The sequence below is a fragment of the Pseudomonas sp. TSO6 genome (assembly GCF_056098905.1).
This window is the reverse complement of the sequence record NZ_JBLZWV010000042.1, coordinates 130,746-157,671: the sequence shown is the minus strand read 5'-3', so window position 1 is coordinate 157,671 and position 26,926 is coordinate 130,746. Positions and strand designations below refer to the sequence as shown.

The 26,926-nt window shown below is 62.8% G+C and carries 21 protein-coding genes and 1 pseudogene; 12 read left to right on the top strand and 10 right to left on the bottom strand.

Going from position 1 to position 26,926, the window contains the following annotated elements:
• Nucleotides 1-97 precede the first annotated feature (97 nt).
• Both ACN6NG_RS19340 and ACN6NG_RS19335 read left to right on the top strand, forming a co-directional pair.
• Entirely contained in the window at nucleotides 98-2,395 is a 2,298-nt protein-coding gene (locus tag ACN6NG_RS19340) for a fimbria/pilus outer membrane usher protein (protein WP_474315575.1), read from the top strand.
• On the top strand, nucleotides 2,392-3,360 hold the full coding sequence (locus tag ACN6NG_RS19335) for a Csu type fimbrial protein (protein WP_063427114.1): 969 nt from the start codon (nucleotides 2,392-2,394) through the stop codon (nucleotides 3,358-3,360). Before ACN6NG_RS19340 ends, ACN6NG_RS19335 begins: the two co-directional genes overlap by 4 nt.
• Before the next feature lie 162 nt (nucleotides 3,361-3,522).
• On the opposite strand, the gene ACN6NG_RS19330 is transcribed toward ACN6NG_RS19335, so the two are convergent.
• Entirely contained in the window at nucleotides 3,523-4,671 is a 1,149-nt protein-coding gene (locus tag ACN6NG_RS19330) for a M14 family metallopeptidase (protein WP_197899546.1), read from the bottom strand.
• A 67-nt stretch (nucleotides 4,672-4,738) separates the two neighbouring features.
• Here ACN6NG_RS19330 and ACN6NG_RS19325 point away from each other — a divergent pair.
• From ACN6NG_RS19325 to ACN6NG_RS19315, 3 genes and pseudogenes are all read left to right on the top strand, one after another.
• A pseudogene (locus tag ACN6NG_RS19325) lies at nucleotides 4,739-5,271 on the top strand (helix-turn-helix transcriptional regulator); the annotation flags it as partial.
• A 231-nt stretch (nucleotides 5,272-5,502) separates the two neighbouring features.
• On the top strand, nucleotides 5,503-6,465 hold the full coding sequence (locus ACN6NG_RS19320; protein ID WP_474315561.1) for an ABC transporter substrate-binding protein: 963 nt from the start codon (nucleotides 5,503-5,505) through the stop codon (nucleotides 6,463-6,465).
• Nucleotides 6,466-6,479: 14 nt separating this feature from the next.
• The gene (locus ACN6NG_RS19315) at nucleotides 6,480-7,442 is read left to right on the top strand and encodes an aliphatic sulfonate ABC transporter substrate-binding protein (RefSeq protein WP_474315558.1); all 963 of its coding nucleotides are present in this window, start codon (nucleotides 6,480-6,482) and stop codon (nucleotides 7,440-7,442) included.
• Between the two features lie 129 nt (nucleotides 7,443-7,571).
• Here the strand turns inward: ACN6NG_RS19315 and ACN6NG_RS19310 are convergent, their stop codons facing one another.
• The 6 genes from ACN6NG_RS19310 to ACN6NG_RS19285 form a co-directional block, all read right to left on the bottom strand.
• Nucleotides 7,572-8,345, bottom strand: a complete 774-nt coding sequence (locus tag ACN6NG_RS19310) for an AraC family transcriptional regulator (protein WP_063427108.1) — start codon at nucleotides 8,343-8,345, stop codon at nucleotides 7,572-7,574.
• Between the two features lie 36 nt (nucleotides 8,346-8,381).
• Nucleotides 8,382-9,614, bottom strand: a complete 1,233-nt coding sequence (locus ACN6NG_RS19305; RefSeq protein WP_063427106.1) for an MFS transporter — start codon at nucleotides 9,612-9,614, stop codon at nucleotides 8,382-8,384.
• A 153-nt stretch (nucleotides 9,615-9,767) separates the two neighbouring features.
• Nucleotides 9,768-10,232 carry a nuclear transport factor 2 family protein gene (locus ACN6NG_RS19300; protein WP_474315555.1) on the bottom strand — a complete coding sequence of 155 codons (465 nt, stop codon included), beginning with the start codon at nucleotides 10,230-10,232 and terminating at the stop codon, nucleotides 9,768-9,770.
• A 183-nt stretch (nucleotides 10,233-10,415) separates the two neighbouring features.
• Complete coding sequence (gene dkgB / locus ACN6NG_RS19295) at nucleotides 10,416-11,219, bottom strand: 2,5-didehydrogluconate reductase DkgB (RefSeq protein ID WP_474315553.1); 804 nt, start codon at nucleotides 11,217-11,219, stop codon at nucleotides 10,416-10,418.
• A 250-nt stretch (nucleotides 11,220-11,469) separates the two neighbouring features.
• Nucleotides 11,470-11,964, bottom strand: coding sequence for a DUF934 domain-containing protein (locus ACN6NG_RS19290; RefSeq protein WP_016485947.1), 495 nt, complete (start codon nucleotides 11,962-11,964; stop codon nucleotides 11,470-11,472).
• A complete protein-coding gene (locus ACN6NG_RS19285; protein WP_016500494.1) occupies nucleotides 11,948-13,600 on the bottom strand; it encodes a nitrite/sulfite reductase in 1,653 nt (550 codons plus the stop codon). The genes ACN6NG_RS19290 and ACN6NG_RS19285 overlap by 17 nt, the downstream gene beginning before the upstream one ends.
• Nucleotides 13,601-13,813: 213 nt before the next feature.
• Between ACN6NG_RS19285 and ACN6NG_RS19280 the strand changes: the two genes are divergently transcribed.
• Entirely contained in the window at nucleotides 13,814-14,890 is a 1,077-nt protein-coding gene (locus tag ACN6NG_RS19280) for an ABC transporter substrate-binding protein (RefSeq protein WP_474315551.1), read from the top strand.
• 374 nt (nucleotides 14,891-15,264) lie between these two features.
• Here ACN6NG_RS19280 and ACN6NG_RS19275 read toward each other — a convergent pair whose 3' ends face one another.
• Together ACN6NG_RS19275 and metH are read right to left on the bottom strand one after the other, a co-directional pair.
• Nucleotides 15,265-15,480, bottom strand: coding sequence for a DUF2970 domain-containing protein (locus ACN6NG_RS19275; RefSeq protein WP_016485950.1), 216 nt, complete (start codon nucleotides 15,478-15,480; stop codon nucleotides 15,265-15,267).
• 159 nt (nucleotides 15,481-15,639) lie between these two features.
• Nucleotides 15,640-19,347, bottom strand: a complete 3,708-nt coding sequence (metH, locus tag ACN6NG_RS19270) for a methionine synthase (RefSeq protein ID WP_474315549.1) — start codon at nucleotides 19,345-19,347, stop codon at nucleotides 15,640-15,642.
• A gap of 175 nt (nucleotides 19,348-19,522) precedes the next feature.
• Between metH and ACN6NG_RS19265 the strand changes: the two genes are divergently transcribed.
• From ACN6NG_RS19265 to ACN6NG_RS19245, 5 genes are all read left to right on the top strand, one after another.
• Nucleotides 19,523-21,823, top strand: a complete 2,301-nt coding sequence (locus tag ACN6NG_RS19265; protein WP_353455040.1) for a fatty acid cis/trans isomerase — start codon at nucleotides 19,523-19,525, stop codon at nucleotides 21,821-21,823.
• Between the two features lie 172 nt (nucleotides 21,824-21,995).
• Nucleotides 21,996-23,030, top strand: a complete 1,035-nt coding sequence (locus ACN6NG_RS19260) for an acyltransferase family protein (protein WP_063427097.1) — start codon at nucleotides 21,996-21,998, stop codon at nucleotides 23,028-23,030.
• Between the two features lie 58 nt (nucleotides 23,031-23,088).
• Complete coding sequence (gene nfuA, locus ACN6NG_RS19255) at nucleotides 23,089-23,673, top strand: Fe-S biogenesis protein NfuA (protein ID WP_016500488.1); 585 nt, start codon at nucleotides 23,089-23,091, stop codon at nucleotides 23,671-23,673.
• Between the two features lie 219 nt (nucleotides 23,674-23,892).
• Entirely contained in the window at nucleotides 23,893-24,501 is a 609-nt protein-coding gene (locus tag ACN6NG_RS19250) for an SCO family protein (protein ID WP_016500487.1), read from the top strand.
• Nucleotides 24,502-24,984: a copper chaperone PCu(A)C gene (locus ACN6NG_RS19245; protein ID WP_043202000.1), complete on the top strand. Its 483-nt coding sequence runs from the start codon at nucleotides 24,502-24,504 to the stop codon at nucleotides 24,982-24,984.
• Between the two features lie 50 nt (nucleotides 24,985-25,034).
• Here the strand turns inward: ACN6NG_RS19245 and ACN6NG_RS19240 are convergent, their stop codons facing one another.
• Nucleotides 25,035-25,262, bottom strand: a complete 228-nt coding sequence (locus ACN6NG_RS19240) for a hypothetical protein (RefSeq protein WP_016500485.1) — start codon at nucleotides 25,260-25,262, stop codon at nucleotides 25,035-25,037.
• Between the two features lie 400 nt (nucleotides 25,263-25,662).
• Here ACN6NG_RS19240 and ACN6NG_RS19235 point away from each other — a divergent pair, with 400 nt between their 5' ends.
• A complete protein-coding gene (locus ACN6NG_RS19235; protein ID WP_063427096.1) occupies nucleotides 25,663-26,880 on the top strand; it encodes an MFS transporter in 1,218 nt (405 codons plus the stop codon).
• Nucleotides 26,881-26,926 lie beyond the last annotated feature (46 nt).

Genomic DNA, 26,926 nt, shown 5'->3' with positions numbered 1-26,926 from the left:
AATGCAGTGCAGGGGCCAGGGAGGACCCGGCAATGGTTGGAAACCGTGTGTGAAATGGCTCTCGGCGACGACGCGCCGCTGGTGCCTGGGGCTGGTCATGGTCAGCCCTGGGCTGGCGCTGGCCGACGACCTGCCCCCGCCGCCCACGGAGATGTCCGCCATCGCCGACGCTACCCTGTACCTCGACCTGGTGGTGAACCAGATGCCAAGGGCTGAACTGGTACCGGTGCAGCAGCGGGCCGGGCAGTTGTACCTGGGCAGCGACGTACTGCGGGCCGCCGGTATCTCCTTGCCGGGCAACCCCCAGGGCGAGGTGGCCCTGGACAGCATCGCGGGGCTGCACACCGACTACGACAGCCAGAACCAGCGCCTGCTGCTGCAGGTGCCGCCGGCCTGGTTGCCAGACCAGCAAGTGGGTGACCGCAACCTGTACCCGGCCAGCGATGCGCGCAGCAGTTTCGGCGCCTTGTTCAACTACGACCTGTATCTGAACGACACCGATGAGGGCGGCACCTACCTGGCCGCCTGGAACGAGTTGCGCCTGTTCGACAGTTGGGGGACCTTCTCCAGTACCGGGCAATGGCGCCAGTCGTTCAATGGCGCACAGGCGGACGATACCCGCCAGGGCTTCATGCGTTACGACACCACCTGGCGCTTCACCGACGAGCAGCGCCTGCTCACTTACGAAGCCGGTGACTTCGTGACCGGCGCCTTGCCCTGGAGCAGTTCGGTGCGGGTGGGCGGCCTGCAAGTGTCACGCGACTTCGCTGCACGCCCCGATCTGGTCACTTACCCGTTACCGGCGTTCGCCGGCGAGGCCGCGGTGCCGACCTCGCTCGACCTGTTCATCAACGGTTTCAAGTCCAGCACCACCGAGCTGCAGCCTGGGCCGTACACCCTGACCAACGTGCCGTTCATCAACGGCGCGGGGGAGGCGGTGGTGGTCACCACAGATGCCCTTGGCCGGCAGGTGTCGACCACCTTGCCGTTCTATGTCACCAGCAGCCTGCTGCAGAAGGGCCTGTCCGATTACTCGGTGGCCGCCGGTAGCCTGCGCCGTGATTACGCTGTGCGCGATTTCAGCTATGGGCCCGGGGTTGCCTCGGGCAGCCTGCGCTATGGCCTCAGCGACACCTTCACCCTGGAAACCCACGCCGAAACTGCCGAGTCGCTGATGCTTGGCGGTTTGGGCGGCAACATGCGCCTTGGCAACTTCGGCGTGCTCAACGCCGCCCTTGCGCAAAGCCGGTTCGACGGTGACAAGGGCCACCAGGTCGCCCTGGGTTATCAGTACAACAGCCAGCGCATTGGCTTCAGTTACCAGCGCCTGCAACGCCACGGCGACTACGCCGACCTGACCCGGGTGGACTCCCCGGACATGCAACTGAGCAAAAGCAGCGAGCAGGTCACCCTCAGCCTCAACCTGAACGAGTACGGCAGCATCGGCGCCGGTTACTTCGATGTGCGCGCCGGTGACGGCACGCGCACGCGGCTGATCAACCTGAGCTACAGCAGGCCGCTATGGGGCAGCACCAGTGTGTACCTGTCTGCCAACCGTGAAGTGGGTGACAGCCAGTGGGCCGTGCAGGCGCAGCTGGTGATTCCGTTCGACCTGCACGGCACCCTGGCCTTGGGCATGGAGCGCAGCAACGAAGGCGAAAGCCTGCAACGGGTCAACTACAGCCACGCCGTGCCGGTAGGTGGCGGTGTTGGTTACAACCTGGGTTATGCCGCAGGCAGCGACCGCGATGCCTACCGCCAGGCCGACGTCACCTGGCGCTTGCAGTCGGTGCAGTTGCAGGCCGGTGTGTATGGCAGCAGCGGCGCGATGACCCGCTGGGCCGACGCCAGTGGCTCGCTGGTGTGGATGGATGCCGGCGTATTCGCCGCCAATCGCATCGACGATGCCTTCGTGGTGGTCAGCACCGGCGGTTACGCCGATGTGCCGGTGCGCTACGAAAACCAGGATGTCGGCCGCACGGATGCCAAGGGGCACTTGCTGGTGCCGTACAGCAGTGGCTATTACCGCGGCAAGTACGAGATCGACCCCATGGACCTGCCGCCGGACATTCTCGCAGGGGACGTGGAGCAGCGTGTGGCCGTGCGCCGGGGTAGCGGCTACTTGCTGGAGTTCCCGCTCAAACGCGTAATGGCGGCCAGCATCGAACTGGTCGATGGCAACCAGCAAGTGCTCAAGCTGGGCAGCCGTGTCACTCATGAAGAAAGTGGCAGCCAGGCCGTGGTGGGCTGGGATGGCCTGGTGTATCTGGAAAACCTGGCGGCGCACAACCGCCTGCTGGTGGAGCTGGAAGGTGGTGGGCATTGCGAGGTGGCGTTCGATCTGCCTGAGGCACAAGGCTCGATCCCCTTGGTCGGCCCCTTGGTGTGCAAATGAAGGCCTGGTGGGGCGGGGTGTGGGCGTGCGCCGTGCTGCTGTGTGCGGGCCCGGCCTGGGCCAAGTGCACGTCAGTGGCGACTTCGGCAGCGGCATTTGGCTCGCTCAACTCGACCCAGGTACGAAGCACGGTGCAGACGGCTTCCAGTGCCAACTCGGGTTTGCAGTGCAATGGCTCGGTGCTGAGTGTGCTTAGTAGTACCGATTCCTTCGTGGTGAAGATCACCTCGGCTACCAACGGCCTGGTAGGGCCCACCGGAGATGTCATCCCTTACACGCTGTATGCCGACGCCACCACTACCTATCCGATCACTCGGGGTACGGGCTTCGAATTCAGGACCACCGGCATCCTCGACTTGCTGGGGTTGCTCAACGGTACACCCAAAGCCGTGCCGATCTACATGCGCACTCAGATCAACGCCAACGTTGCGGCGGGGCTCTACCAGGAAACCCTCAATGTCGAGTGGACCTGGAAGTACTGCGATGGGATTGGGTTAGGCGGCATCTGTATCGGGACTGACCAAGGCACTGGTACGAAGCCGCTGACGGTGACCCTGACGGTGACCAACGATTGCCAGATCACCACACCCAACATCAGCTTCGCCAGTGCGCCTGTGGTGGCAGGGTTTGGCACGGTGAGCCAGGGCATAAACGTGTCGTGCACCAAGGGCAGCAACTACACGGTGGGGCTGGATGACGGGCAGAACGTGTCGGGCGGGCGGCGACGGATGAAGTCGTCGGCCAACAACTACCTGGCCTATGACATTTTCAAGAGTGCAGGGGTAGTGCGTTGGGGTTCATCGGGGGCTGCCAGGCGTTCCAGCACGGATGCCGACATAAACCCCGGTGCGGGTACCGGCACGGGTAGCCAGGTGTTCAACTACAACGCCAAGGTCTATACCGACCAGGCTACGCCGCCGGCAGCAACCTATTCCGACAGCGTGATACTGGATGTGCAGTTCTGACTGAACCCCATCCCTTCCACGGTCCCCTGTAGGAGCGGCCTTGTGTCGCGATAGGGCTGCGCAGCAGCCCCAAGATGGCAGACCCAGCACAGATTGCCGGGGCCGCTATGCGGCCCATTCGCGGCACAAGGCCGCTCCTACAGGGGCCGCGTGAGGCAGGGCTCAGCGCAAATCGTCCGCCATTTTTGACAGGGTCTCCAGCACCGCCCCCGCCAGCGCCTTCGAACGTGCACCCGACCATCCGGTGACCGGATCGGGCGCGTCGTCATGGTCCTTGAACGGCATCTCCAGCGTCAGCGACAGGCAGTCATGGGCCATGCCCACGGCATTGCAGGCCAGCGTGGTATTCGCCTGTCCCGGCTGGTCACGGGTATAGCCATGCACGGTCTGGAAGTCGCGGGTCACGCTGCACAAAGTGCTGCGAAATTGCTCTTCGAGTTTTGCCAGCCGCGGGGTGTAACCCGGGTTACCCTCGCAGGCGGCGGTGAACACGTGCGGAATCTCTTCGTCACCATGCACGTCGATGAACGCATCCACGCCGTACTGCTTCATCTGCGCCTGGGCGAAGAACACCTCCGGGGTCAGCTCGACGTTGGCGTCCTGCCAGGCGCGGTTGAGGTCCTTGCCTTTGTAGTTGGTGCGCAGGTGGCCGAGGAAGGCGCCGTCGGGGTTCATGTTGGGGATCAGGTACAGGTCAGCCTTGGCCAGCAAGCCCTGGATCACCGCGTCGTTGGCTTGCAGGCGGTCGATCACGCCCTCCATGAACCATTCGGCCATGTGTTCGCCCGGGTGCTGCTGGGCAATCAGCCACAGCTTGCGCTTACCTGCGGCGCCATCGCCGGCACGCAGCAGGGGAATGTCGCGGCCCTGCACGCTGCGGCCGCTGGCCAGCAACTCGACCCCCGGCAACTGCTGCGCGCGTTCGATCAACTGGTTGTGGCGCGCGCGTGGGTAGGGTTCGAAGTAGGCGAACCAGATCTGGTCCTGCTCTGCTTTCACTTCGAACGACAGCGCCGTGCCGTCGAACTGGCTGGGCACGCGGAACCAGCTTTGCTGGTCGTAGGAGGCCACTGCGTTGTAACCGCTCCAGGCGTTCTTGTACGAGGAGCCGGAGGCGTTGTCGAGGCTGAAGCGATGGACCTGGCCCGGCGTCAGCCCGCTGACCTTGAAGTGAAACCACTGATAGTGGCCGCTGTGGGTGTCCGGGCGGATGGCCAGGTGCACCTGGGCCGGGTTGCTGGCGTCCAGCACCTGGATGTTGCCGGAATCGAAAGCGCAGTCGATCTGCAGGGGGGATAGCGTCACGGTCATGTGCCGGGCTCCTTTGCGGGCATTGTTGTAGGGGTACTGTACACGGCTTGGCAGGTTCGCTGCCAAGATACACCGCGGGTTGTTTGCCGAGCGCCTGTCCCTGTGGTTAGGCCAGCCCTTGGCGGCACCGGTGTGTTTTGCCCCGGTGGTGGACCTGGCGTTGCCGGTGTTCCAGGGCATACGTGCGTTGCTGGAAATGGCCACCGGTGCGCAGTTCGACCAGCTGATCAATACCGGCGTGCTGATGCCGACCCGCCTGCAGGAAATTATGGTGGATGCGGTGCTGGAGGCCTGGCCGCACAACTATAGCGATGCCCTGCGCCCGGGGTGGCGCCGCGCCATGTGAAGCTGGCGATGGCCTACCTGCACGAGCACCCGGCGCGTTTGGTCAGTGGCACCGAGCTGGCGGGGTTGGCCAATGTCAGCCTGCGCGCCTTGCAGGATGGCTTTCGCCGTTTTGCTGGTACATCGATTGTCGGGTATCAACGGCAGGTGCGGCTGGAAAGTGCGCGCCAGGTGCTTGCGCGCGGGGAGGGCGGGTCGGTGGCCGAAGTGGCCTTGCGCCATGGCTTCAGCAACGCCGGGCGTTTTGCCCAGTAGTTCCAGCAGGCGTTCGGAGTAAGCCCGGCTGAAGTACGGCGCAGTGGTTCTTTTGCGTCTTCTGTCCCGGCGACTGGGGCGCAAAGCGCTCCCATCAATCACCCACTGGCTACGACGAGGGTTATTCGTCATCGATATTCTTTTGCATATTAGCTTATTACTTTAATCACTTTTATTTATTTGATGCGGCCCGCTACATTCACAGTTCTTTCAACCTGCAAGGAACTGCGGATGTCCATTCGATCTCGCCTGCTGCTGCTCGCCGCTGCCACACTGCTGGCCACACAGGCATTTGCCAGTGACCGCCTGACCCTGCGCATCGGTGACCAGAAAGGCAATATGCGCGCCCAGCTGGAGGCCGCCGATGCCCTGCGCGACCTGCCTTACGACATCCGCTGGGCCGAATTCCCCGCTGCCGCGCCGTTGGCCGAGGCACTGAATGCCGGCGCGATCGATGCCGGCATCATCGGTGATGCGCCATTGCTCTTCGTGCTGGCCTCCGGTGCGCCGGTCAAGGCCATTGCCGTGGACAAGTCAGACCCATATGGCACGGCGCTGCTGGTGCGCCCTGATGCTCCGCTGCACAGCGCTGTCGACCTCAAGGGCAAGCGCATTGCCACTGGCCGTGGCTCTATCGGCCATCACCTGGCGCTGAAGGCGCTGGATCAGGTCGGGCTCAGCGAAAAAGACGTGGAGTTCCGCTTTCTCGGCCCGGTCGACGCCAAGATCGCCCTGGCCAATGGCTCGGTGGACGCCTGGTCGACCTGGGAACCCTACACCGCGCTGGCCGAGCTGAGCGGCCAAGGCAAGGTGCTGGTCAATGGCCGCGGGTTGTCCAGTGGCAACAGTTTCCTGGCGGCCACCGACAAGGCGCTGGATGACCCGGCGCGCAAGGCCGCATTGCAGGATTACCTGGCCCGCCTGGCCGGCGCCCAGGTTTGGGCGTACCAGCACCTGGACAGCTATTCGCAAACCCTGGCCGCGATCATCGGCTTCCCGCAGGACGCTGCCCGCCTGCAGTTCGAGCGTCGCCAGTTGCGTTGGCAGGCCATCGACGCGAAGACCATCGGCGAACAGCAGGAAACCGCCGACTTCTACCACGCCCACGGCCTGATGAGCCAACGCCTGGACGTTGCCCCGACCTTCGCCACGGGCTTTACCGTGCCCGCCACTGACTCACTGGCCCAACATTGACCTGGAGACACCCCATGCTGCACCGCAAACGCCTGCGTCACCTGGCCCTGGGCCTGCTGCTCGGTGGCCTGCTGCCGTCGCTTGCCAGCGCCGAGCAGACCCTGCGCATCGGTTACCAGAAATCCTCCACCCTGCTGACCCTGCTCAAAGCCCGTGGCACGCTGGAGCAGCGCCTGCAGGCCGAGGGTATCCGCGTCAGCTGGCACGAGTTCCCCAGTGGCCTGCCGCTGCTGGAGGCGCTGAACCTGGGCAATGTCGACCTGTCGGCGGACGTGGCCGATACCGTACCGGTGTTCACCCAGGCGGCCGGTGCCAAACTCACCTATTTTGCTCGTGAGGCGCCATCGCCCACAGCCCAGGCCATCCTGGTGCCAGCCAGCTCGCCGCTCAAGACCCTGGCCGACCTCAAGGGCAAGCGGGTGGCGGTGACCAAGGCGGCGGGTAGCCATTACCTGTTGATCCAGGCCCTGGCCAAGGCCGGCCTCAGCTTCAAGGACATTACCCCGGCGTACCTGATCCCGGCCGACGGCCGGGCGGCGTTCGAGAATGGCAAGGTCGATGCCTGGGTCACTTGGGACCCCTACGTGGCGAGCGCCCAGCGCCAGCAGAACGCGCGCGTTCTGGCTGATGGCAGCGAGCTGGCGAGCTACCAGCGTTACTACCTGGCCGGCAGCGATTACGCCAAGGCGCACCCTGAAGTGCTGCAGCAGGTGTACCAGGCGCTGCGCGAAATCGGTGCCTGGACCAAAGCCAACCCCGCAGCGGCTGCCCGGGTGCTGGGGCCGCTCTGGGGCAACCTGGACAGCGCTACGGTGCAGCAGGCCAATGGCCGACGCAGCTATGACGTGCAGCCGGTGCAACTGGGCAACCTGGGTGAGCAGCAGCGTATTGCCGATGCCTTCTACCGGGAAGGGCTGCTGCCCAAACCGGTGGATGCGCGTGCGGTGACTGTGTTCGAGCCGCAAGCTGCTGACTGAGGAGACCTGTGCCGGCCTCTTCGCGGGTGAACCCGCTCTCACAGGTTTCGCGCAGGATTCAGGTTTATGCAGTACCGGTGTGGGCTTTAGCCGCGAAAGGGCCGGCACAGTCGATGTGTGAGCTTCAGGTTATTTGAAGAATTGACTGGGCGTAGTACCGAACTGTCGCTTGAACATGCTGGCAAAGGCACTGGGGCTGTCATACCCCAGTGCCCCCGCCACATCGATGATCCGCTCGCCCAGGGCAATTCGCTCCAGCGCCTGCATCAGCCGAGCCTGTTGGCGCCACTGGCCGAAGGTCATTCCGGTTTCGCTGCGAAACATGCGCTGGATGGTCTTTTCGTCCACGCCCAGTTGCAGGCCCCAGTCGGCCACGGTGGAATTATCGTCGGGCCGCTCCTGCAACCGCGTGCAGATCACACGCAGGCGCTTGTCGCTGGGCTGCGACAGCTTCAGCGGCAAGGTCGGCAGGACGCAGATCTCGTCGAGGATCAGGCGCATTACCCGGGCTTCGCGCGAGTCCTCGGCAAAGGGTGCGGTAAAGCCCACCGAGGCCTTGATCAGTTCGCTGAGCAACGGCGAGATGCTGATGGCCTTGCTCTGCAGAGGCAGGCCCGCAGCCGCATCGGTGCGCACGAACACACTGCGCATCTTCACATCGCCGACGCAGCGGATGGCATGCACCTGGCCGCAAGGCATCCACACACCGCGGCTGGGCGGCACTGTCCAGCATTCGTTCCCGGACTCGACGATCATCAGCCCTTTGGTGGCATAGATCAGTTGGTGCTTGGCATGGGTATGGGGCTCGATGAACCAGTCGCTGGGGTAGTCCGTCGCGCGGCTACCCACTTCCCAGGTCCACTGATCGACCTCCACCAGCAATTCACGCTGCGGCTTTACCATCGTGACCTCGTATAGATGCAGCCTGGCAGCGCCACTTTAGCAGCAACGGCTGGGCCGGGCCTTTGAGCGGGTAGCTGGCAGCAGCGCGGTGGTCAGGCCCAGCAGCGGCAGGAACGCGATGGCCTGGTAAACCCACTCGATGCCATGCCGGTCGGCCAGCTCGCCCAGGCCGGCAGCACCAATGCCGCTGATGCCGAACATCAACCCGAACATCACCCCCGAGACCATGCCGACCCGGCCTGGGACCGCTTCCTGGGCATACACCACCAGGGCTGCGAACGCCGAGGACATCACCAGGCCGATGGCCACCGCCAGTACCGCTGTCCAGGCCAGGTTGGCATGGGGCAGGGCGAGGGCGAAGGGCGCCACCCCCAGGAACGAAACCCAGATCACCGCCTTGCGCCCGATGCGGTCACCCACCGGGCCGCCGGCAAAGGTGCCCAGCGCCACCGCTGCAAGGAACACGAACAGGTACAGCTGGCTGTGTTGCACGCTCAGGCCAAAGTGCTCGATCAGGTAGAAGGTGAAGTAGTTGGTGAACGAGGCGATATAGACGAACTTGGCGAACATCAGCACGGCGACCACCACCACTGCGCGCCACATGGCGCCCCGCGACAGCCCGGGGGCCTGCTGGCCGGCGAAGCTCTTGAGGCGCGCCTGGCCGTGGCGCACGCTCCAGCCGGTGACCCGCAGCAGCACCATTACAGCCAGAGCAGCCGCCAGCATGAACCAGGCAATGGCTGGCTGGCCGTGTGGAATGACGATGGCAGCGGTCAGCAACGGGCCCAGGGCGGAGCCTGTGTTGCCACCGACCTGGAAGGTCGACTGAGCGGTGCCGAAGCGCCCGCCGGAGGCCATGCGGGCCACGCGCGAAGCTTCGGGGTGGAAGGTTGCGGAGCCTACGCCGACCACCGCAGCGGCCACCAGCAGCATTTCATAGCTGCCCGCGAAGGCCAGCAGGGCGATACCCACCAGTGTCACCAGCATGCCGGCAGGCAACAAGTAGGGTTGCGGGTGCTTGTCGGTGTACATCCCGACCCAGGGTTGCAGCAGCGAGGCTGTTACCTGGTAGACGAGGGCGATCCAGCCGATCTGGGCAAAGCTCAACGCGAAATCGCTTTTGAGCATGGGGTAGATCGACGGCAATACGGCCTGGATCAAGTCGTTGAGCAGGTGGGCGAATGCGGCAGCACCGACGATGCGGACGACAAAGCCCTGAGGTTGGTCGGCAGGCGTGGCGGCGGTCACGGAGGCGGCGGAGAGGGTCATGGGCAAGGTTCTTCTGTGGCAAGTGAGCAAGGCATTGCCGCAGCAGGTTAGCCAGTGCCCGGGTTGCCTGTCTCGCGCCGAACAGGCAGCCACTGTCGAGTTTCGGGCATCTGGCCATTGAGTGCAAAAAAGGTCACATTGCTGCTGGGTTGATCAGAGGGCCAGTTCGCTCAGCCCGGGGTGGTCATCCGGGCGGCGCCCCAGCGGCCAGTGGAACTTGCGTTCGGCTTCGCTGATGGGGTGTTCGTTGATGCTCGAATGCCGGTTCTGCATCAGCCCATCTTCGGCAAACTCCCAGTTTTCGTTGCCATAGGCACGAAACCACTGGCCGCTGTCGTCGTGGTACTCGTAGGCATAGCGCACGGCAATGCGGTTGCCGGTGAAAGCCCATAGCTCCTTGATCAGGCGGTATTCCAGTTCATGGTTCCATTTACGGGTCAGGAATGCCTCGACCTCGGCACGCCCACGGGGGAACTCGGCGCGGTTGCGCCAAACCGTATCAGGGGTATAGGCGAGTGCAACGTTGGCCGGGTTGCGGCCGTTCCAGCCATCTTCGGCCAGGCGGACCTTTTCGATGGCACTTTCGCGGGTAAAGGGCGGCAGGGGTGGGCGGGACATCGCGGTACTCCTCAGGTCGGTTTACGTGTAGCAGATTAACCGCCGATGCCCGAACAAGAGAACGGATGCGCCAGGCACTTCATAATTGCAGTGCGTGGAACAATGCATGATTTCACGCGTAGTGCGCCGCGCCTTCAGGTGGTCGCAGTCAGGCGATACTGGCTGCGCCCGCCCAACCCTACATCAGTCCCAGGCCGGCGCCAGGCCGTCAGGGCTTACCTCGCGGCCATTGCGTTCCAGCGTGGCGATGCGTGCCATGTCGTCGGTGTCCAGCTTCAGGTCACGGGCAAGCAGGTTGCTGGCCAGGTTTTCGCGTTTGGTCGAAGACGGGATTACCGCGTAGCCCAGCTGCAGGGCCCAGGCCAGCGCAACCTGGGCGACGGTGGCCTTGTGCTTGGCAGCGATTTCGGCCAGTACCGGGTCTTTCAGGACCTTGCCATAGGCCAGGGTCATGTACGAGGTGACGGTGATGCCTTGCTCCTTGAGAAACGCGGCCAGCTTGCTGTTCTGCAGGTACGGGCTGAGCTCGATCTGGTTGGTGGCAATTTCGCCCATGCCGACCACATCGATGGCTTGGCGGGTCAGTTCGATATTGAAATTGGAGACACCGATCTGGCGGGTCAGCCCCAGCGTCTTCGCTTCGGCCAGCGCAGTCATGTATTCGCGAAGCTCAACGCCGTTGCCTGGCGCGGGCCAGTGGATCAGCAGCAGGTCGACGTGGTCGGTGCGCAGTTTCTCCAGGCTTTCGCGCAGGCTGGAAATCAGTTTGTCGGCCGCATAGTTGTCGACCCAGATCTTGGTGGTGATGAACAGCTCGCTGCGCGGCACGCCACTTTCGGCGATGGCCTGGCCGACTTCGGCTTCGTTCTTGTAGATCTGTGCGGTGTCGATGACCCTATAGCCCAGCGCCAGGGCCGACTTGACCGAGTCAATGACGGCCTGGCCGGTGAGGCGGAAGGTACCGAGGCCGAAGGAAGGAACGCTCATGGGGTTACTCCTGAAAAGTGGGGGAGGATCATGTAACGGCCAGTGTGCCGGTTCAGAAGGCAGCGAATAAGCGGCTGCTGCGTCAAAGTCATTTGAACTGTAGGCAAGAATGATTCCGGGCACATCTGTTCAGAGTGTGAAGGAGCGCAACGGCAGGTTTAACTGGATAGAAGTCGTAAGGCCCTTCAACGCCAGGGGCCAGGAACGAAAAAGCCCGCCGAGAGGCGGGCTGTTCGCTGGAGCGGGACGGTCAGCGGCGGCGGAACAGCGGCAGCGGCTCGTCGGTGGCGGCCTGGTAGGTCACCGAGAAGTCCTTGAGGCTTTGCAGCGCGTCTTCCGGGTCCTTGTCGGCACGGATGGCGAACGCATCGAAACCGCAACGGGCCATGAAGAACAGCTGGTCGCGCAGTACGTCGCCGATGGCGCGCAGCTCGCCTTTGAACTTGTAGCGGTCGCGCAGCAGGCGCGCATTGGAGTAGCTGCGCCCGTCGGTGAAGGCCGGGAAGTTCAGTGCGATGACCTGGAAGTACTGCACGTCTTCGCCGATTTCTTCCGCTTCTTCGTCGCTGTCCAGCCACACGCCCAGGCCGCCGTCGCGGGCCTTGAGCACGTGCGCATGGTCACGCCACAGCTGCAGCGGCACGATGTAGTCGTCGCAGTTGGTCAGCTCGTCGAACGAGGTTTCCTTGGGCAGCAGGTGCCAGGTTTCGTCGACGATCTGGTTGTTCTTAATGATTCGCTGCATAGACGCGTTCCTTGAAGGGGTCGATGCCGATACGCTGGTAGGTGTCGATGAAACGCTCTTCCTCGGTACGTTGCTCGACGTACACGGCGATCAGCTTCTCGATCACATCGGCCATGGCATCCTGGGCGAAGGACGGGCCGAGGATCTTGCCCAGGCTCGCGCCGCGCGCGGCATTGCCGCCCAGCGACACCTGGTAGAACTCCTCACCCTTCTTGTCCACACCGAGGATGCCGATGTGGCCCACGTGGTGGTGGCCGCAGGCGTTCATGCAGCCAGAGATGTTCAGGTCGATTTCACCGATGTCGAACAGGTAGTCCAGGTCGTCGAAACGGCGCTGGATGGACTCGGCGATCGGGATCGACTTGGCGTTTGCCAGCGAGCAGTAGTCACCGCCCGGGCAGCAGATGATGTCGGTCAGAAGGCCGATGTTCGGGGTGGCGAAGCCGCCTTCGCGCAGTTCCAGCCACAGCGCGTGCAGCTGACGCTGCTCGACGTCGGCGAGGATGATGTTCTGCTCGTGCGAGGTACGCAGGAAGCCGAAGCTGTAGCGCTCGGCCAGGTCGGCCACGGCGTCCAGCTGCTTGTCGGTGAGGTCGCCCGGGGCAACGCCGGTAGGCTTCAGCGACAGGGTTACAGCGACGTAGCCAGGGCGCTTGTGGGCACGGGTGTTACGCGAGCGCCAACGGGCAAAGCCTGGGTTTTCGGCGTCCTGGGCGGCGTAGTCGACGTTTTCGAGGGCCAGGTACTCCGGGTCGACGAAATGGCGCGATACGCGCAGTACTTCGTCTTCGGTCAGCGTGGTGTTGCCGCCGCGCAGGTGGACCATTTCGGCCTCGACCTTCTCGGCGAACACTTCAGGCGTCAGTGCCTTGACCAGGATCTTGATCCGCGCCTTGTACTTGTTGTCACGGCGACCGTAACGGTTGTACACGCGCAGGATGGCGTCCAGGTAGCTGATCAGGTCCTGCCACGGCAGGAACTCGTTGATGAACGAGCCGACCACCGGGGTACGGCCCAGGCCGCCGCCGACCAGTACACGGAAGCCCAGCTCGCCAGCAGCGTTGCGCACCGGCTCCAGGCCGATGTCGTGCACTTCAATGGCAGCGCGGTCTTCCTGCGAGCCGTTGATGGCAATCTTGAACTTGCGCGGCAGGTAGGCGAATTCCGGGTGGAAGGTGGTCCACTGGCGGACGATTTCGCACCACGGGCGCGGGTCGATGATTTCGTCTGCGGCCACACCGGCGAACTGGTCGGTGGTGGTGTTGCGCAGGCAGTTGCCGCTGGTCTGGATCGCGTGCATCTGCACGGTGGCCAGTTCGGCGAGAATGTCCGGAATGTCTTCCAGTGCCGGCCAGTTGTACTGCACGTTCTGGCGGGTGGAAATGTGCGCGTAGCCCTTGTCGTAGTCGCGAGCGATCTTCGCCAGGGTGCGGACCTGGCGGGCGCTCAGCTGGCCGTACGGCACGGCGACACGCAGCATTGGCGCGAAACGTTGGATGTATAGGCCGTTCTGCAGGCGCAGAGGGCGGAATTCTTCTTCGCTCAGCTCACCGGCCAGGTAGCGGCGGGTCTGATCACGGAACTGCTTGACGCGGTCCTCGATGATCCGCTGATCGTACTCGTCGTATACGTACATAAAAGTCCTGTCTCAGGCATGCAGCTATTCGCGCGCACGGCCGCGCACTCCGGTACGGAGCCGTGGAACCATATCAGGTTGCGGTTATGCGCTAAAGTGATGTTTTTGCATATGAAAAGAACCAAATGGACTATGTGAGACTGACTGCCATTTGTGCGCTGGCGGTAGCCAGACGGTTATAATCCGGCGTTTGCTTCGCAGAGATGTGACCCCATGCTCAAGGCCCTGTGCCAAAGCTTGTGTCTTGCCCTGCCACTGGCGGCAAATGCGCAGCCGGCCTCGGTGGTGTTTCTCAATCCGGGGCTGTCCACCGAGACATTCTGGACCAGCTACACCCGCTTCATGCAGGCCGCTGCGGACGAACTGGGCATGTCCCTGCGCGTGGAGTACAGCGAGCGCCGCGCCGACCTGGCGCTGACCCAGGCCAGGGCGATCCTGAGTGGGGCGCAGCGGCCGGATTACCTGGTGCTGGTCAACGAGCAGTATGTGGCACCGGAAATCCTGCGGTTGTCGCGTGGCACCGGGGTCAAGCTGCTGCTGGTCAATAATGGCCTGACCGCCAGCCAGGCCCGCAGCATCCAGGCCCAGCCCGACAAATATCCTGAGCCACTCGGTACCCTGATGAGCAACGACGAGCAGGCGGGCTTTCAGATGTTGCACCTGATGGTTGCGCAACTGCCTCGCGACGCAGGGCCGGTGGACCTGGTGGCCTTTGCCGGGCTCAAGACCACACCGGCCTCGCAGTTGCGCGAGGAGGGCATGCGCCGCGCCCTGGCCGACTTCCCTCAGGTCCGCCTGCGCCAGGTGGTATACGGCGGCTGGAGCCGCGAGCGCGCCTACGAGCAGGCGCAGCAATTGCTGGAGCGATACCCGGCCACCCGCCTGGTGTGGTCAGCCAATGACGAGATGGCCTTTGGCGCCATGCAGGCGTTCGAGGAGGCCGGGCATACACCGGGGCGTGACGTGCTGTTCGGCGCCGTCAACAGTTCGCCCGAGGCCTTGCGTGCCCGTATCGACGGGCGCTTGAGCGCGCTGATGGGCGGGCATTTCACCCTTGGCGGTTGGGCCATGGTGATGTTGCACGACGATGCCCAGGGTGTGGCGCTGAACCGCGATGGCCAGCGCGTGCACAGTGCCCCGGTAATGCAGGCAATCGACCAGGCCAAGGCCAGGCGCTGGCTGAAACTGCTGGAGCGGCCCGACTATGGCGTAGAATTTTTGCATTACAGCGCCGAAGGGCGGCCGGCCAGCTACCAGTACCCGTTTCTGACGTCACCGGTCGACTATTGAAAGACCCTGCTTGAGGGAAGGGCATTGCTCGTCTTAACTGCTGGTTGTGAAGTGCATTCCCATAACCACTACAAGAGGCAATGCAATGGGAAACTCAACCAAGGTCCGCAAAGCTGACAGCAGCGTCGATGCCTGGGCGATCCTCTGCCTGATCGTCCTGGTGGTGGTCACTGCCGTGTATTGGGTCAGCCACCAGTAGACTTTCTTTTAGACCGTGACTAGCAACAGCGCCTGCGGGGGATGTCCTGCGGGCGTTTTTGTGTTGCCTGTACCGGCCTCATCGCCGGCAAGCCAGCTCCCACAGGTACAGCGCAGGCCCAGAGGCTGCAGAAAACCTGTGGGAGCTGGCTTGCCGGCGATGAGGCCGGTACAGGCTAGCGGGTAAGGTGCAGGGCCAGTTGCACCAGGCCGATCAGCACCATGATGAATATCAGGGTGAAGAGCGTGCCCAGTGCAATGAAATGGCTGGCTTTGCCGTGGGTGAAGTCGCGCGTGCGGTTCTTGCCGCTTTGCACGCCGAAGGCGGCGGCGAGGATGCTGTGCAGCATCTGCCAGAAGGTTGGGGGTTTGCCCTGGCTGGAATCGTCCATGGTGGCTCCTGAAGAATCAGAGGCAATCAGGGACAGTGTAGGTGCCCATTGGGGCTGCTGTGCAGCCCATCGCGACCCAAGGCCGCTCCTGCAAGGGAATGCGGTCCCCTGTAGGAGCGGCCTTGGGTCGCGATGGGCCGCAAAGCGGCCCCAATAGTCTTAGTTGTCGTACCCGAGGTTCGGCGCCAGCCAGCGCTCGCTCACGCTCACATCCTGGCCTTTACGTGCGCTGTAACGCTCGATCTGGTCCTTGTCGACCTTGCCCACGGCAAAGTACTGCGCCTGCGGGTGGGCAAAGTACCAGCCGCTGACCGCCGCGGCCGGGAACATCGCAAAGTGCTCGGTAAGGAACACGCCGCTCGGCCCGGTTTCGCCAATGGCGGTGCCGTCGAGCAGGCGGAACAGGGTTTCCTTTTCGGTGTGGTCGGGGCAGGCCGGGTAGCCCGGGGCCGGGCGAATGCCGCTGTACTGCTCCTTGATCAGCGCTTCGTTGTCCAGGTGCTCGTCGCGGGCATAGCCCCAGTGCTCTTTACGCACCTGCTCGTGCAGCCACTCGGCGCAGGCTTCGGCCAGGCGGTCGGCCAGGGCCTTGACCATGATCGAGCTGTAGTCGTCGCCTTTGTCCTGGTAAGTCTTGGCCACTTCTTCGGCACCGATGCCGGCGGTGGTGATGAACCCGCCCACATAGTCGGTGACGCCGCTGGCTTTTGGCGCGACAAAGTCGGCCAGCGACCAGTTGGGCTTGCCGTCCGGCTTGATGGTCTGCTGGCGCAGGTGGTGCAGGGTGGCCAACGCCTGGCCATCTTCGCCGTACACCTCGATGTCGTCATCGGCCACCTGGTTGGCCGGCCAGAAGCCGAACACCGCGCGGGCGCTGATCAGCTTCTCGTCGATCAGCTTGTCGAGCATCTCGCGGGCGTCCTTGTACAGCGAGGTGGCAGCTTCGCCAACCACTTCGTCGGTGAGGATGCGCGGGAACTTGCCAGCCAGGTCCCAGGAGATGAAGAACGGGGTCCAGTCGATGTATTCGGCCAGGGTGCGCAGGTCGATGTCTTCCAGCACCTTGACGCCGGTGAAGGAGGGCACCGCTGGCTGGTAGCCGGCCCAGTCGTACTGCGGCTTGGCGGCGATGGCCTGGGCGTAGCTCAGGCGCTCGGTGCGGGCACTGCGGTTGGCGGTGCGCTCGCGCACATCCACGTACTCCAGGCGGGTCTTCTCGACGAAGCCCGGCTTGAGCTCCTTGGACAGCAACTGGGTGGCCACGCCGACCGCACGCGAGGCGTCGGTGACGTAGATGACGGCGTCGTTGCTGTACTTCGGTTCGATCTTGACTGCGGTGTGCGCCTTGGAGGTGGTGGCGCCGCCGATCATCAGGGGCAGTTCGAAGCCCTGGCGCTGCATTTCGCGGGCAACGTGGACCATCTCGTCCAGCGACGGGGTGATCAGGCCAGACAACCCGATGATGTCGCACTTCTCGTCGCGGGCGGTTTGCAGGATTTTCTCGGCAGGCACCATGACACCGAGGTCGACGATGTCGTAACCGTTGCAGCCCAGTACCACGCCGACGATGTTCTTGCCGATGTCGTGCACGTCACCTTTTACCGTGGCCATCAGGATCTTGCCCTTGGCCTCTGGCTTGTCGCCTTTTTCGGCTTCGATGAACGGAATAAGGTGCGCCACTGCCTGCTTCATCACACGGGCCGACTTGACCACCTGGGGCAGGAACATCTTGCCTGCACCGAACAGGTCGCCAACCACGTTCATGCCGCTCATCAGCGGGCCTTCAATGACCTCGATGGGGCGTGCGCATTGCTGGCGGCACTCCTCGGTGTCCTCGACGATATATGCGGTGATGCCTTTGACCAGTGCGTGCTCCAGGCGCTTGCCGACCGGCAGCGAACGCCAGGCTTCGTTTTCGACTTCCTTGGTGGCGCCGCCGCCTTTATAGTCGTCGGCAATGGCCAGCAGGGCATCGGTCCCTTCCGGGGTGCGGTTGAGCACCACGTCCTCGACCTTCTCACGCAGCTGGGCCGGGATCTCGTCGTAGATCTCCAGCTGGCCGGCGTTGACGATACCCATGGTCAGGCCGTTGCGGATGGCGTGGAACAGGAACACCGAGTGGATCGCCTCGCGCACCGGGTTGTTGCCACGGAACGAGAACGACACATTGGACACACCGCCTGAGGTCAGCGCATGGGGCAGGTGGTCGCGGATATAGGCACAGGCTTCGATGAAGTCGACGGCGTAGTTGTTGTGCTCTTCGATGCCGGTGGCGACGGCGAAGATGTTCGGGTCGAAGATGATGTCTTCCGGCGGGAAGCCCACTTCGTTGACCAGAATGTCGTAGCTGCGTTTGCAGATTTCCTTCTTGCGCGCGGCGGTGTCGGCCTGGCCGACCTCGTCGAAGGCCATTACCACCACGGCGGCGCCGTAGCGCTTGCACAGGCGGGCGTGGTGCTTGAACTGCTCGACGCCTTCCTTCATGGAGATGGAGTTGACGATGCCTTTGCCCTGAATGCACTTCAGGCCGGCTTCGATCACTTCCCATTTGGAGGAGTCGATCATGATCGGCACGCGGGAAATGTCCGGCTCGCCAGCGATCATGTTGAGGAAACGGACCATGGCCGCCTGGGAATCGAGCATCCCTTCGTCCATGTTGATGTCGATCACCTGGGCGCCGGCCTCGACCTGCTGCAGGGCGACTTCCAGGGCTTCGGTGTAGTTCTCTTCACGAATCAGCCGGGCGAACTTGGCGGAACCGGTGATGTTGGTGCGCTCACCCACGTTGACGAACAGCGACTGGCGGTCGATGGTGAACGGTTCCAGGCCCGACAGGCGACAGGCCTTGGCAATCTCCGGGATCTCGCGTGGCTTGTATTTGGCCACCGCTTCGGCAATGGCCTGGATATGGCCCGGGGTGGTACCGCAGCAACCACCGATGATGTTGAGGAAACCGCTGGCAGCGAATTCCTCGACCACCGCCGCCATTTCGGCCGGGGTCTCGTCGTACTCACCGAAGGCGTTCGGCAGGCCGGCGTTGGGGTGGGCGGAAACGTGGGTGTCGGCCTTGGTCGACAGCTCTTCCAGGTACGGGCGCAGGTCCTTGGCGCCAAGGGCGCAGTTCAGGCCCACGGAAATCGGCTTGGCGTGGCGCACCGAGTTCCAGAACGCTTCGGTGGTCTGGCCCGACAAGGTACGGCCGGAGGCGTCGGTGATGGTGCCGGAGATCATGATCGGCAGTTCGACAGCGTCCTCTTCAAACACCTGCTGCACGGCAAAAATGGCCGCCTTGGCGTTGAGGGTGTCGAAGATGGTTTCGATCAGGATCAGGTCGGCGCCGCCCTCGATCAGGCCACGAGTGGCCTCGATGTAGTTCTCTACCAGCTCATCGAACGTGACGTTGCGGTAGCCAGGGTCGTTGACGTCCGGGGAAATCGAGCAGGTGCGGCTGGTAGGGCCGAGCACGCCTGCGACGAAGCGCGGCTTGTCGGGCGTCTCCAGGGTCTTGGCATCAGCTACCTGGCGGGCAATGCGCGCGCCTTCCACGTTCAGCTCATAGACCAGCGATTCCATGCCGTAGTCGGCCTGGGAAATCTGCGTGGCGTTGAAGGTGTTGGTTTCAAGGATATCCGCCCCGGCATCGAGGTAGGCTTTCTCGATGGCAGCAATCACGTCCGGGCGGCTGAGCAGCAACAGATCGTTGTTACCTTTCACATCGCTTGGCCAATCGGCGAAGCGCGTGCCACGATAGTCGTGTTCCTCGAGACGGTAGCTTTGGATCATAGTACCCATGCCGCCGTCGAGGATCAGGATGCGCTCTTTGAGGGCGTTCTGGAGTGCTTGGAGACGAGCGCTGCGGTCGGACATAGGAACTACCTGGTCGGGCAAATATCAGAAGGTGCGGAATCATATCAAAGTTGCGCGGTTCTTAGGCGCATCGCCCATTTGCATGAAAACCGCTCATGTTGATGGCACGGTTAACAGCACCCGGCACGACCAGGCAACAATCGTGATAGCTTTTTAGAATCAGGACTTTTCGCACATGGTGCATCGTATCCTTGCCGGCGCCTTCGCCCTGCTCATCAGCGGCGCGGTGTTCGGGCAAGCCCCCCAGTCGAGCCCGGCTATTTCCTACACCCGGGACATTCAGCCGATCTTCACCGAGAAATGCGTGGCCTGCCATGCCTGCAACGACGCCGCCTGCCAGCTGAAGCTGGAAAGCCCGGAAGGTGCGGTACGCGGGGCCAGCAAGGTCCCGGTCTACGAGGGCGACCGCAGCAAGGCGGTGCCCACCACGCGGCTGTTCTACGACGCCCACAGCGAAGAGCAATGGCGCAAGAAAGGCTTCTACTCGGTGCTCGACAACCAGGGCAGCCAGGCCGCGCTGATGGCGCGCATGCTGGAGCTGGGGCACAAGACCCCGCTCACGCCCAACGCCAAGCTGCCCGAGGACATCGTCCTGGGCCTGAGCCGCAACAACATGTGCCCGTTGCCCCATGAGTTCGACGCCTATGCCGGTGCGCACCCCAAGGAGGGCATGCCGCTGGCGGTGACCGGGCTGACCGACAAGGAATACGACACCATGCGCCGCTGGCTGGCGGCCGGGGCGCCGGTGGAGTACCAGCCGATCAAGCCCAGTGATACCGAAGCCAGGCAGATCGCCGACTGGGAAGAGCTGCTCAACCGCCCGGGTTCCACCGAGGCGCTGGTCGGCCGCTGGCTTTACGAGCATCTGTTCCTGGCGCACATCTACTTCGTTGGCGGCGAGCAGGGACACTTCTTCCAGTGGGTGCGTTCACGAACGCCCAGCGGCCAGCCGGCCGACATCATTGCCACGCGTCGCCCCAACGACCCACCTGGCACCGACTTCTATTACCGCCTGATCCCGGTGCAGGGCGTGATCGTGCACAAGACGCACATCACCTACCCGATGGGGCCGCAGAAGCTTAAGCGGGTGAAGCAGCTGTTCTACGCCGGCGACTGGCATGCCGCCGCGCTGCCAGGCTACGGCCCGCGTCACCGGGCCAACCCGTTCGAAACCTTCGAGGCCATCCCGGCAGTGGCGCGCTACCAGTTCATGCTGGATAACGCCGAGTACTTCGTGCGCACGTTCATCCGTGGCCCGGTGTGCCGCGGGCAGATCGCTACCGACGTGATCCGCGACAACTTCTGGGCATTGTTCCAGGAACCGGCCTTCGACCGCTACATCACCGACGCCAAGTACCGTGGCGAGGCCACGCCGCTGCTGGCCATGCCCGGGCAGATCGATGACGTGGGCAGTGTGCTGAGCCTGTGGCACGCCTACCGCGACAAGCGCAACGCGTATGAAAAGCTGCGCCGCGACGCCTATGCCGACATGCCGGCGCCGGGCTGGTCGACCTTGTGGGCCGGTAACGACAACGCGCTGCTGAGTATCTTCCGCCACTTCGACAGCGCTTCGGTCAGCAAGGGCCTGATCGGTGATGTGCCGCAGACCGTGTGGCTGTTCGACTACCCGTTGCTGGAACGCACCTATTACCAGCTGGCGGTAAACTTCGACGTGTTCGGCAACGTTTCGCACCAGTTGCAGACGCGCCTGTACTTCGACCTGATCCGCAATGGCGCCGAGGTCAACTTCCTGCGCCTGATGCCGGCTGACCATCGCCAGGCGATTCTCAGCGACTGGTACCAGAACAGCGGCAAGGTGAAGATGTGGATGGATTATGAAGACATCGACAGCGACACCCCGAGCGGCATCAAGCTCGACCCACGCGACCCCAAGCGCGACTTTGGCCTGAAGCTGCTGCAGCGCACCGGCAGCCTGAATGCTGCGCCCGACCCGATCAACCGCTGCCAGGGCGCGTTCTGCTCACGGCCGCAGATGAGCGAAGAGTTCCGCAATGCCGAGCAGTCGCTCAGCCGCCTGGTGTCGCGCCCGGCTGCCGGGCTGAAGGTGATCAACCAGTTGCCCGAGGCGACCATGCTGCGCATCGAAGGGCAGGGCGGCCAGCGCCAGGTGTACAGCCTGCTGCGCAACCGCGCGCACAGCAACGTGGCGTTCCTGCTGGGCGAGGCGTACCGCTACCAGCCGGGGCTGGATACCCTGACGCTGTACCCGGGCGTGCTCAGCAGCTATCCCAACTTCATCTTCAATGTGCCAACCAACGATGTGGCGGAATTCGTCGAGGACATGGAGTATGCGAAAGACGATGCAGCCAGGTTCGAGCGCATTGTCATGCGTTGGGGTGTGCGCCGCAGTCACCCTGACTTCTGGCGCTACTTCCATGACCTGAACAGCTTCATCAAGGAGACCACGCCGGTGGAGGCGGGTGTGCTGGACATGAACCGCTATGAGAACCTCTGATCGGGTAGGCTGACCTTTCCGAGTACCCTGCGGTCGGAAATGGTGGGTGGTCCGGGGGCTGCTATGCAGCCCGATTGCCGGTGAGCGCGGTCCCTGTGGGAGCTGGCTTGCCGGCGATGGAGCGCAAAGCGCTCCCGAAGGGCTCAATTCACCGGCAAGCGCAGGGTATTTCATGCTGTATTCGCTTCAGGCACTGCGGGCGTTCGCCGCCTGGGTGGTGGTGTGCCACCATTTCATGCAGATCTTCTTCGATTTCCACGCCACCGGTCCTGTGGGCCAACTGCTCACCGACCGTGGCGCCGTGGGTGTCGACATCTTCTTCGTCATCAGCGGGCTGGTCATCTACCTGTCGACCCGCGACAAAACCATCGAACCGCGCCAGTTCCTGCTGAATCGGGTGTTGCGTATCGTCCCTGCCTACTGGTTTTACACCGCGTTGATGGCCGCTTTGCTGCTGGCCTTCAGCCAATGGATGCCACATCAGGAATTCGCGTGGCATCACATGCTCCTGTCGATGCTGTTCATCCCGGCGGAAAACCCCGGTGGCTATGGCCTGTACCCGACCCTGAACGTGGGCTGGACGCTGAACTTCGAGATGTTCTTCTACCTGCTGTTCGGTTTGGCCTTTCTGGTACGCCAACGGCATCACCTGCTGCTGGTTACCGTCGCACTGTTACTGGTCAGTGAGGTGCTGGGCCGGCTGGGTGTGCTCAGCCGCTTCTACAACAACGACATCATCTACGAGTTCCTGCTCGGCATCGGCCTGGGTGTGTTGTACCGCCGTGGCCTGATCCGCCAGGGGCGTTGGCTGCCGCTGGTGGTGCTGGGGGTGGCGGGCCTGGCCATCTATCACCTGGATGCGTCCCAGCGCTTGCTGCACTGGGGCGTGCCGAGCGCGATGATCGTGCTGGCCTTCATCGCCCTGGAACCGGCCTTCCAGGGCAACCGGCTGCTCAAGGCCTTGGGCGACTGTTCGTATTCGGTGTACCTGGTTCATGTGCTGGTGCTGTATGCCGGCTGGTTCGCCAGCGAGCGGCTGCATTTGAACCCCTACCTGGTGTTCGCCCTGTGCGTACCGTCCATTGGACTAATGTCGTGGTTCAGCTACCAGTGGCTGGAGCGCGGCCTGTACCGGCGCATGCAGGCCTGGCTGGCGGCGCCACGGGGGCAGGCCGCGGAATATGCGCTTTCCCGAGTCAAATGCTAGGACTTTGTTCGAGGAGCCGGTTGGCGTACACTTGGCGGCAAGTCTGTGAGGAACCTACATGAGCGATATAACCATTACCGACGCCGCCCATGACTACCTGGCCGATCTGCTTTCCAAGCAGAACACGCCTGGCATCGGCATTCGAATTTTCATCACCCAGCCGGGCACTCAGTACGCAGAGACGTGCATTGCCTATTGCAAGCCGGGCGAAGAGAAGCCTGACGACACCGCCGTGGGTCTGAAGAGCTTCACCGCTTACCTGGACGCAGTCAGCGTACCGTTCCTGGAAGACGCGCTGGTCGACTACGCCACCGACCGCATGGGAGGCCAGTTGACCATCAAGGCGCCGAACGCCAAGGTGCCGATGGTCAACGAAGACAGCCCGATCAACGAGCGTATCAACTACTACCTGCAGACCGAGATCAACCCCGGGCTGGCCAGCCACGGTGGCCAGGTCAGCCTGGTGGACGTGGTCGACGACGGCATCGCGGTGCTGCAGTTCGGTGGTGGTTGCCAAGGCTGCGGCCAGGCCGATGTTACCCTGAAGGAAGGCATCGAGCGCACCTTGCTCGAGCGTATTCCGGAGCTGAAGGGCGTGCGTGACGTGACTGACCACACCCAGAAAGAGAACGCCTACTACTAAGGCTGACGCACCTGCATGGCTTGTGTAAGGGCGGCTCTCTTAGCAACAAACTGTTACGGTTTCAACCCCTGCGACAACAGGCCGCAGCCCGTATTCAAAGGGCTGCAGGCCATACCCGCGTTCGTCGGGTAGAACCGCTTTGGGTGTCATGCAAGAATGCCCCGGTTTTTCAGCCGGCCCGTCCCGAGGGCCGGCACCTTCCCTGTAAAGGATGGTTTCATGAATGATCTATTTACCCGGCGCGCGGTTGTCGCCGGGATGGGCGTTCTCGGGCTTGGCCTGCTGGCAGGCTGCAGCCCGGCCCGCGGGCTCGAGTTCAAGTACGGCAAGAACATGAGCAACGAGATCCTTGGGCGCAAGTTCCGCCTCAAGGACCCGCAAGGCAATGTGCGCACCCTGTCGAGCTTCTACGGCAGCATGCCGATGATCTTCTTCGGGTTCACCCAGTGCCCGGCGGTTTGCCCGACCACCCTGGCGCGCGCGGCACAAATCCGCAAACTGCTGCGCGGTCGTGACCGCGACCTGTTCCAGGTGGTGTTCATCACCCTGGACCCGGAGCGCGACACCCCCGAAGTGCTCGATGCCTACGTCAAGGCCTTCGACCCGTCGTTCACTGCACTCACTGGCACCCCCGAAGAAATCGCGGAAGTGGCCAAGGAGTTCAAAGTGTTCTACGAGAAGGTCCCGGCCGGTGACACCTATACCATTTCTCACTCGTCCACCAGCTACGTCTACGATACGCGTGGCACCCTGCGCCTGAGCCTGGGCCATTCCCTGAATGCCAAGGAATGCGCCGAAGACCTGGTCACCCTGATGGAGATCTGCTGAATGTCGATGCAACCGATCAAACGCGGCCTGGCTGCCCTGGCACTGATGGGTCTGGCCCTGCCGGCCCTGGCCCAGACTACCGTGAGCGATGCCTGGGTCCGTGCCAGCGTGCCGCACCAGCAGTCCACCGGTGCCTTCATGACCCTGACCGCCAGCAGCGACAGCAAGCTGGTGAGCGTGGCTTCGCCCGTGGCCAAGACCGTGCAGGTGCACGAGATGACCATGAACGGCGACGTGATGGGCATGCGTGAGGTGAAGGCTGTAGAGTTGCCGGCCGGCAAGGCCGTGACCCTGGACCCCAATGGCCTGCATGTGATGCTGATGGGCCTGAACGATCAGGTGAAGGAAGGCGATAAAGTGCCGCTGACCCTTACCATCGAAGACGCAAAAGGGGCCAAGGAAACACTGGATGTGCAGGCAGAAGTGCGCCCGCTCAACGCCGAGGCTGGCGGTGGGCATGACCACATGCATATGAAGCACTGACAGACCAAAGGGCCGCGCTTAGCGGCCCTTTTCTTTTTCAGCGGCGCCTTTCAGCTACGAAAGCGCGGCAGCGGCCTGTCGAGCGTCAGCGACGTAAGGGTCTTTCGAACCTGGGCCTCATCGGCCTCCAGTGCCTTCAGGCTGGCGCGGATCTTGCCGGCGGCGGGCACATCGCCCTGCCGGTCGATCCAGTCGGCAATCTCCTTGCAGGCACTGTTCAGGCAGGCCTGGCGCTGGTTCATCAGCGACAGGAGGGTGGTGAGCTCTCTTTCGGACATGGCAGGATCCTCCATTCAGCCTTGACAGTGTAGCAGAGGGTTGGCGGGGCTCCCGTTGCCTCTGCAGGAGTTGCCGAAGAGGCGAAAATGAACGCTCCATTGCCCAAGTAACACCGAGTTACTGTTTGGGGCGAATAAACACAGTGTTTAAACCGATGCCGCTACACGGCATGGGGTATCAACCTTAACTGCTTGATCTGGTGTGCTGCATAGTTCTGTCATGCAGTTTTGCAGACCTAGGCCCGCTTTCGGCATTGGTTGACGCGTGTAGGAATATTCTCAGCCTGATTTTTTCTGCGCTGGCCGTGCCCGCTATGGTTACAACTTCAGCATTGAGCCCGGTGGTGGATGAACTCTAAAGTCAGTCGACCTAAACCGCTGGCTCAGGAATACAGCCATTATGCAGGCGTTGAGTCGTAACCCCGGAACACGTTCTCTGGCGTTGGGCTATTGCTTTTCCAAATGTGGTGAATTTGCCTTCGAAGCTGCGTTTGCCGTGGCAATCGTGTCCATGACCGAGGCGGATCTGCTTTTGATTGGCATCGCCTATTTCTTCCGCTACTTGCCGAGCATGGTGTTTTCACCCTTGGGGGGCTGGCTGGCGGATAACGCAGACAAGAAACGAACACTATTTGCGGTCGAGGCGGCCAAAGGCCTGCTGGCACTTGCCTTCTTTACCTTGTTCAGCTTGTCCTCACCCGTGTTGCCCGTCCTGGTCGGCCTTGCGATGCTGATGACAGCGCTCGAATGCCTTTATGTGCCCGCGTTTCGCGCGTACTTTCCGGACCTTGTCGAAAAGGCCCAGCTGGCCTCGGTGAACAGCGGTATCCAGGTGATCGAGGATGCTGCCTCGATTATCGGGCCGCTGGTGTTTTCGGCATGTGTGTTACTGCTGACTCGCGAAGCAACCTTTTTGTTCTTTGCGGGGTGCCTGGTGTTGTCGGCCATTTCCATCGCTACCCTGGGGCCTGCCAGGCAGGGCGCCCGGCAGGCATTCGATGGGCGCGCCATAGTCCGGGATGCGGCGCGCTGTGTCAGTCAGCTCAGGGTCAGCAATGCGCCTTTGTTTGCTGTTATTGGCTGCACCACGCTCTGTGCGATGTTCGCCACCTCGGTGATTCGCTTCATCCTTCCTGCGTCAGTGCTGGAACACTTCGCCTCTGAAGCGGCGGTGGGCTACGTATTCTCACTGCTTGCGGCAGGCACTGTGTTGGGTGGCGTGCTCTACACACGCTTCAACCCGCGCACCACCGCACGATTGGTAGTGCGTTACTGGGTGCTGTACGGTGCACTGTTTTTTGCTGCAGCTGTGGCACTGCAATTCAACAGCTGGCTGTTCCTGTTGATGTTGTTCCTGGTCGGCTTCATTGGTGCATTTGTCGATATCGCTATCGTGACCAACATCCAGTGTTTGTCGAGCGAGCATGAAGTTGGCAGAAATTTTTCCCTCTACTACTTCACTGCCGTCATCGGTGACGCCGTTTCAGGGCTGATTGCCAGCCTGGTCTTTGTGCTTGCGGGGCCGGCAACCTTAATCTGGATGACGTTCATGCTGTTCATCGCGCCAGTGCGCTGGAGCCTGAAAGAACATTCCCCGGATGGCGACAGTCGTGGATAGCCCGACGCGCGATGTTGGCACATGGGGCCAGCTTGTGTTGCGGGCT

Excerpts from the sequence above, each read along its gene's own strand:
- ACN6NG_RS19240 (WP_016500485.1), bottom strand. The coding sequence starts at position 25,262 with ATGTCCGAAAGAGAGCTCACCACCCTCCTGTCGCTGATGAACCAGCGC.
- ACN6NG_RS19275 (WP_016485950.1), bottom strand. The coding sequence starts at position 15,480 with ATGGACGATTCCAGCCAGGGCAAACCCCCAACCTTCTGGCAGATGCTG.
- nfuA (WP_016500488.1), top strand. The coding sequence starts at position 23,089 with ATGAGCGATATAACCATTACCGACGCCGCCCATGACTACCTGGCCGAT.
- ACN6NG_RS19315 (WP_474315558.1), top strand. The coding sequence starts at position 6,480 with ATGCTGCACCGCAAACGCCTGCGTCACCTGGCCCTGGGCCTGCTGCTC.
- ACN6NG_RS19310 (WP_063427108.1), bottom strand. The coding sequence starts at position 8,345 with ATGGTAAAGCCGCAGCGTGAATTGCTGGTGGAGGTCGATCAGTGGACC.
- ACN6NG_RS19245 (WP_043202000.1), top strand. The coding sequence starts at position 24,502 with ATGTCGATGCAACCGATCAAACGCGGCCTGGCTGCCCTGGCACTGATG.
- ACN6NG_RS19260 (WP_063427097.1), top strand. The coding sequence starts at position 21,996 with ATGCTGTATTCGCTTCAGGCACTGCGGGCGTTCGCCGCCTGGGTGGTG.
- ACN6NG_RS19330 (WP_197899546.1), bottom strand. The coding sequence starts at position 4,671 with ATGACCGTGACGCTATCCCCCCTGCAGATCGACTGCGCTTTCGATTCC.
- ACN6NG_RS19280 (WP_474315551.1), top strand. The coding sequence starts at position 13,814 with ATGCTCAAGGCCCTGTGCCAAAGCTTGTGTCTTGCCCTGCCACTGGCG.
- ACN6NG_RS19235 (WP_063427096.1), top strand. The coding sequence starts at position 25,663 with ATGCAGGCGTTGAGTCGTAACCCCGGAACACGTTCTCTGGCGTTGGGC.
- ACN6NG_RS19290 (WP_016485947.1), bottom strand. The coding sequence starts at position 11,964 with ATGCAGCGAATCATTAAGAACAACCAGATCGTCGACGAAACCTGGCAC.
- ACN6NG_RS19265 (WP_353455040.1), top strand. The coding sequence starts at position 19,523 with ATGGTGCATCGTATCCTTGCCGGCGCCTTCGCCCTGCTCATCAGCGGC.
- ACN6NG_RS19250 (WP_016500487.1), top strand. The coding sequence starts at position 23,893 with ATGAATGATCTATTTACCCGGCGCGCGGTTGTCGCCGGGATGGGCGTT.
- ACN6NG_RS19305 (WP_063427106.1), bottom strand. The coding sequence starts at position 9,614 with ATGACCCTCTCCGCCGCCTCCGTGACCGCCGCCACGCCTGCCGACCAA.
- ACN6NG_RS19300 (WP_474315555.1), bottom strand. The coding sequence starts at position 10,232 with ATGTCCCGCCCACCCCTGCCGCCCTTTACCCGCGAAAGTGCCATCGAA.
- ACN6NG_RS19335 (WP_063427114.1), top strand. The coding sequence starts at position 2,392 with ATGAAGGCCTGGTGGGGCGGGGTGTGGGCGTGCGCCGTGCTGCTGTGT.
- ACN6NG_RS19285 (WP_016500494.1), bottom strand. The coding sequence starts at position 13,600 with ATGTACGTATACGACGAGTACGATCAGCGGATCATCGAGGACCGCGTC.
- ACN6NG_RS19320 (WP_474315561.1), top strand. The coding sequence starts at position 5,503 with ATGTCCATTCGATCTCGCCTGCTGCTGCTCGCCGCTGCCACACTGCTG.
- ACN6NG_RS19340 (WP_474315575.1), top strand. The coding sequence starts at position 98 with ATGGTCAGCCCTGGGCTGGCGCTGGCCGACGACCTGCCCCCGCCGCCC.
- dkgB (WP_474315553.1), bottom strand. The coding sequence starts at position 11,219 with ATGAGCGTTCCTTCCTTCGGCCTCGGTACCTTCCGCCTCACCGGCCAG.
- metH (WP_474315549.1), bottom strand. The coding sequence starts at position 19,347 with ATGTCCGACCGCAGCGCTCGTCTCCAAGCACTCCAGAACGCCCTCAAA.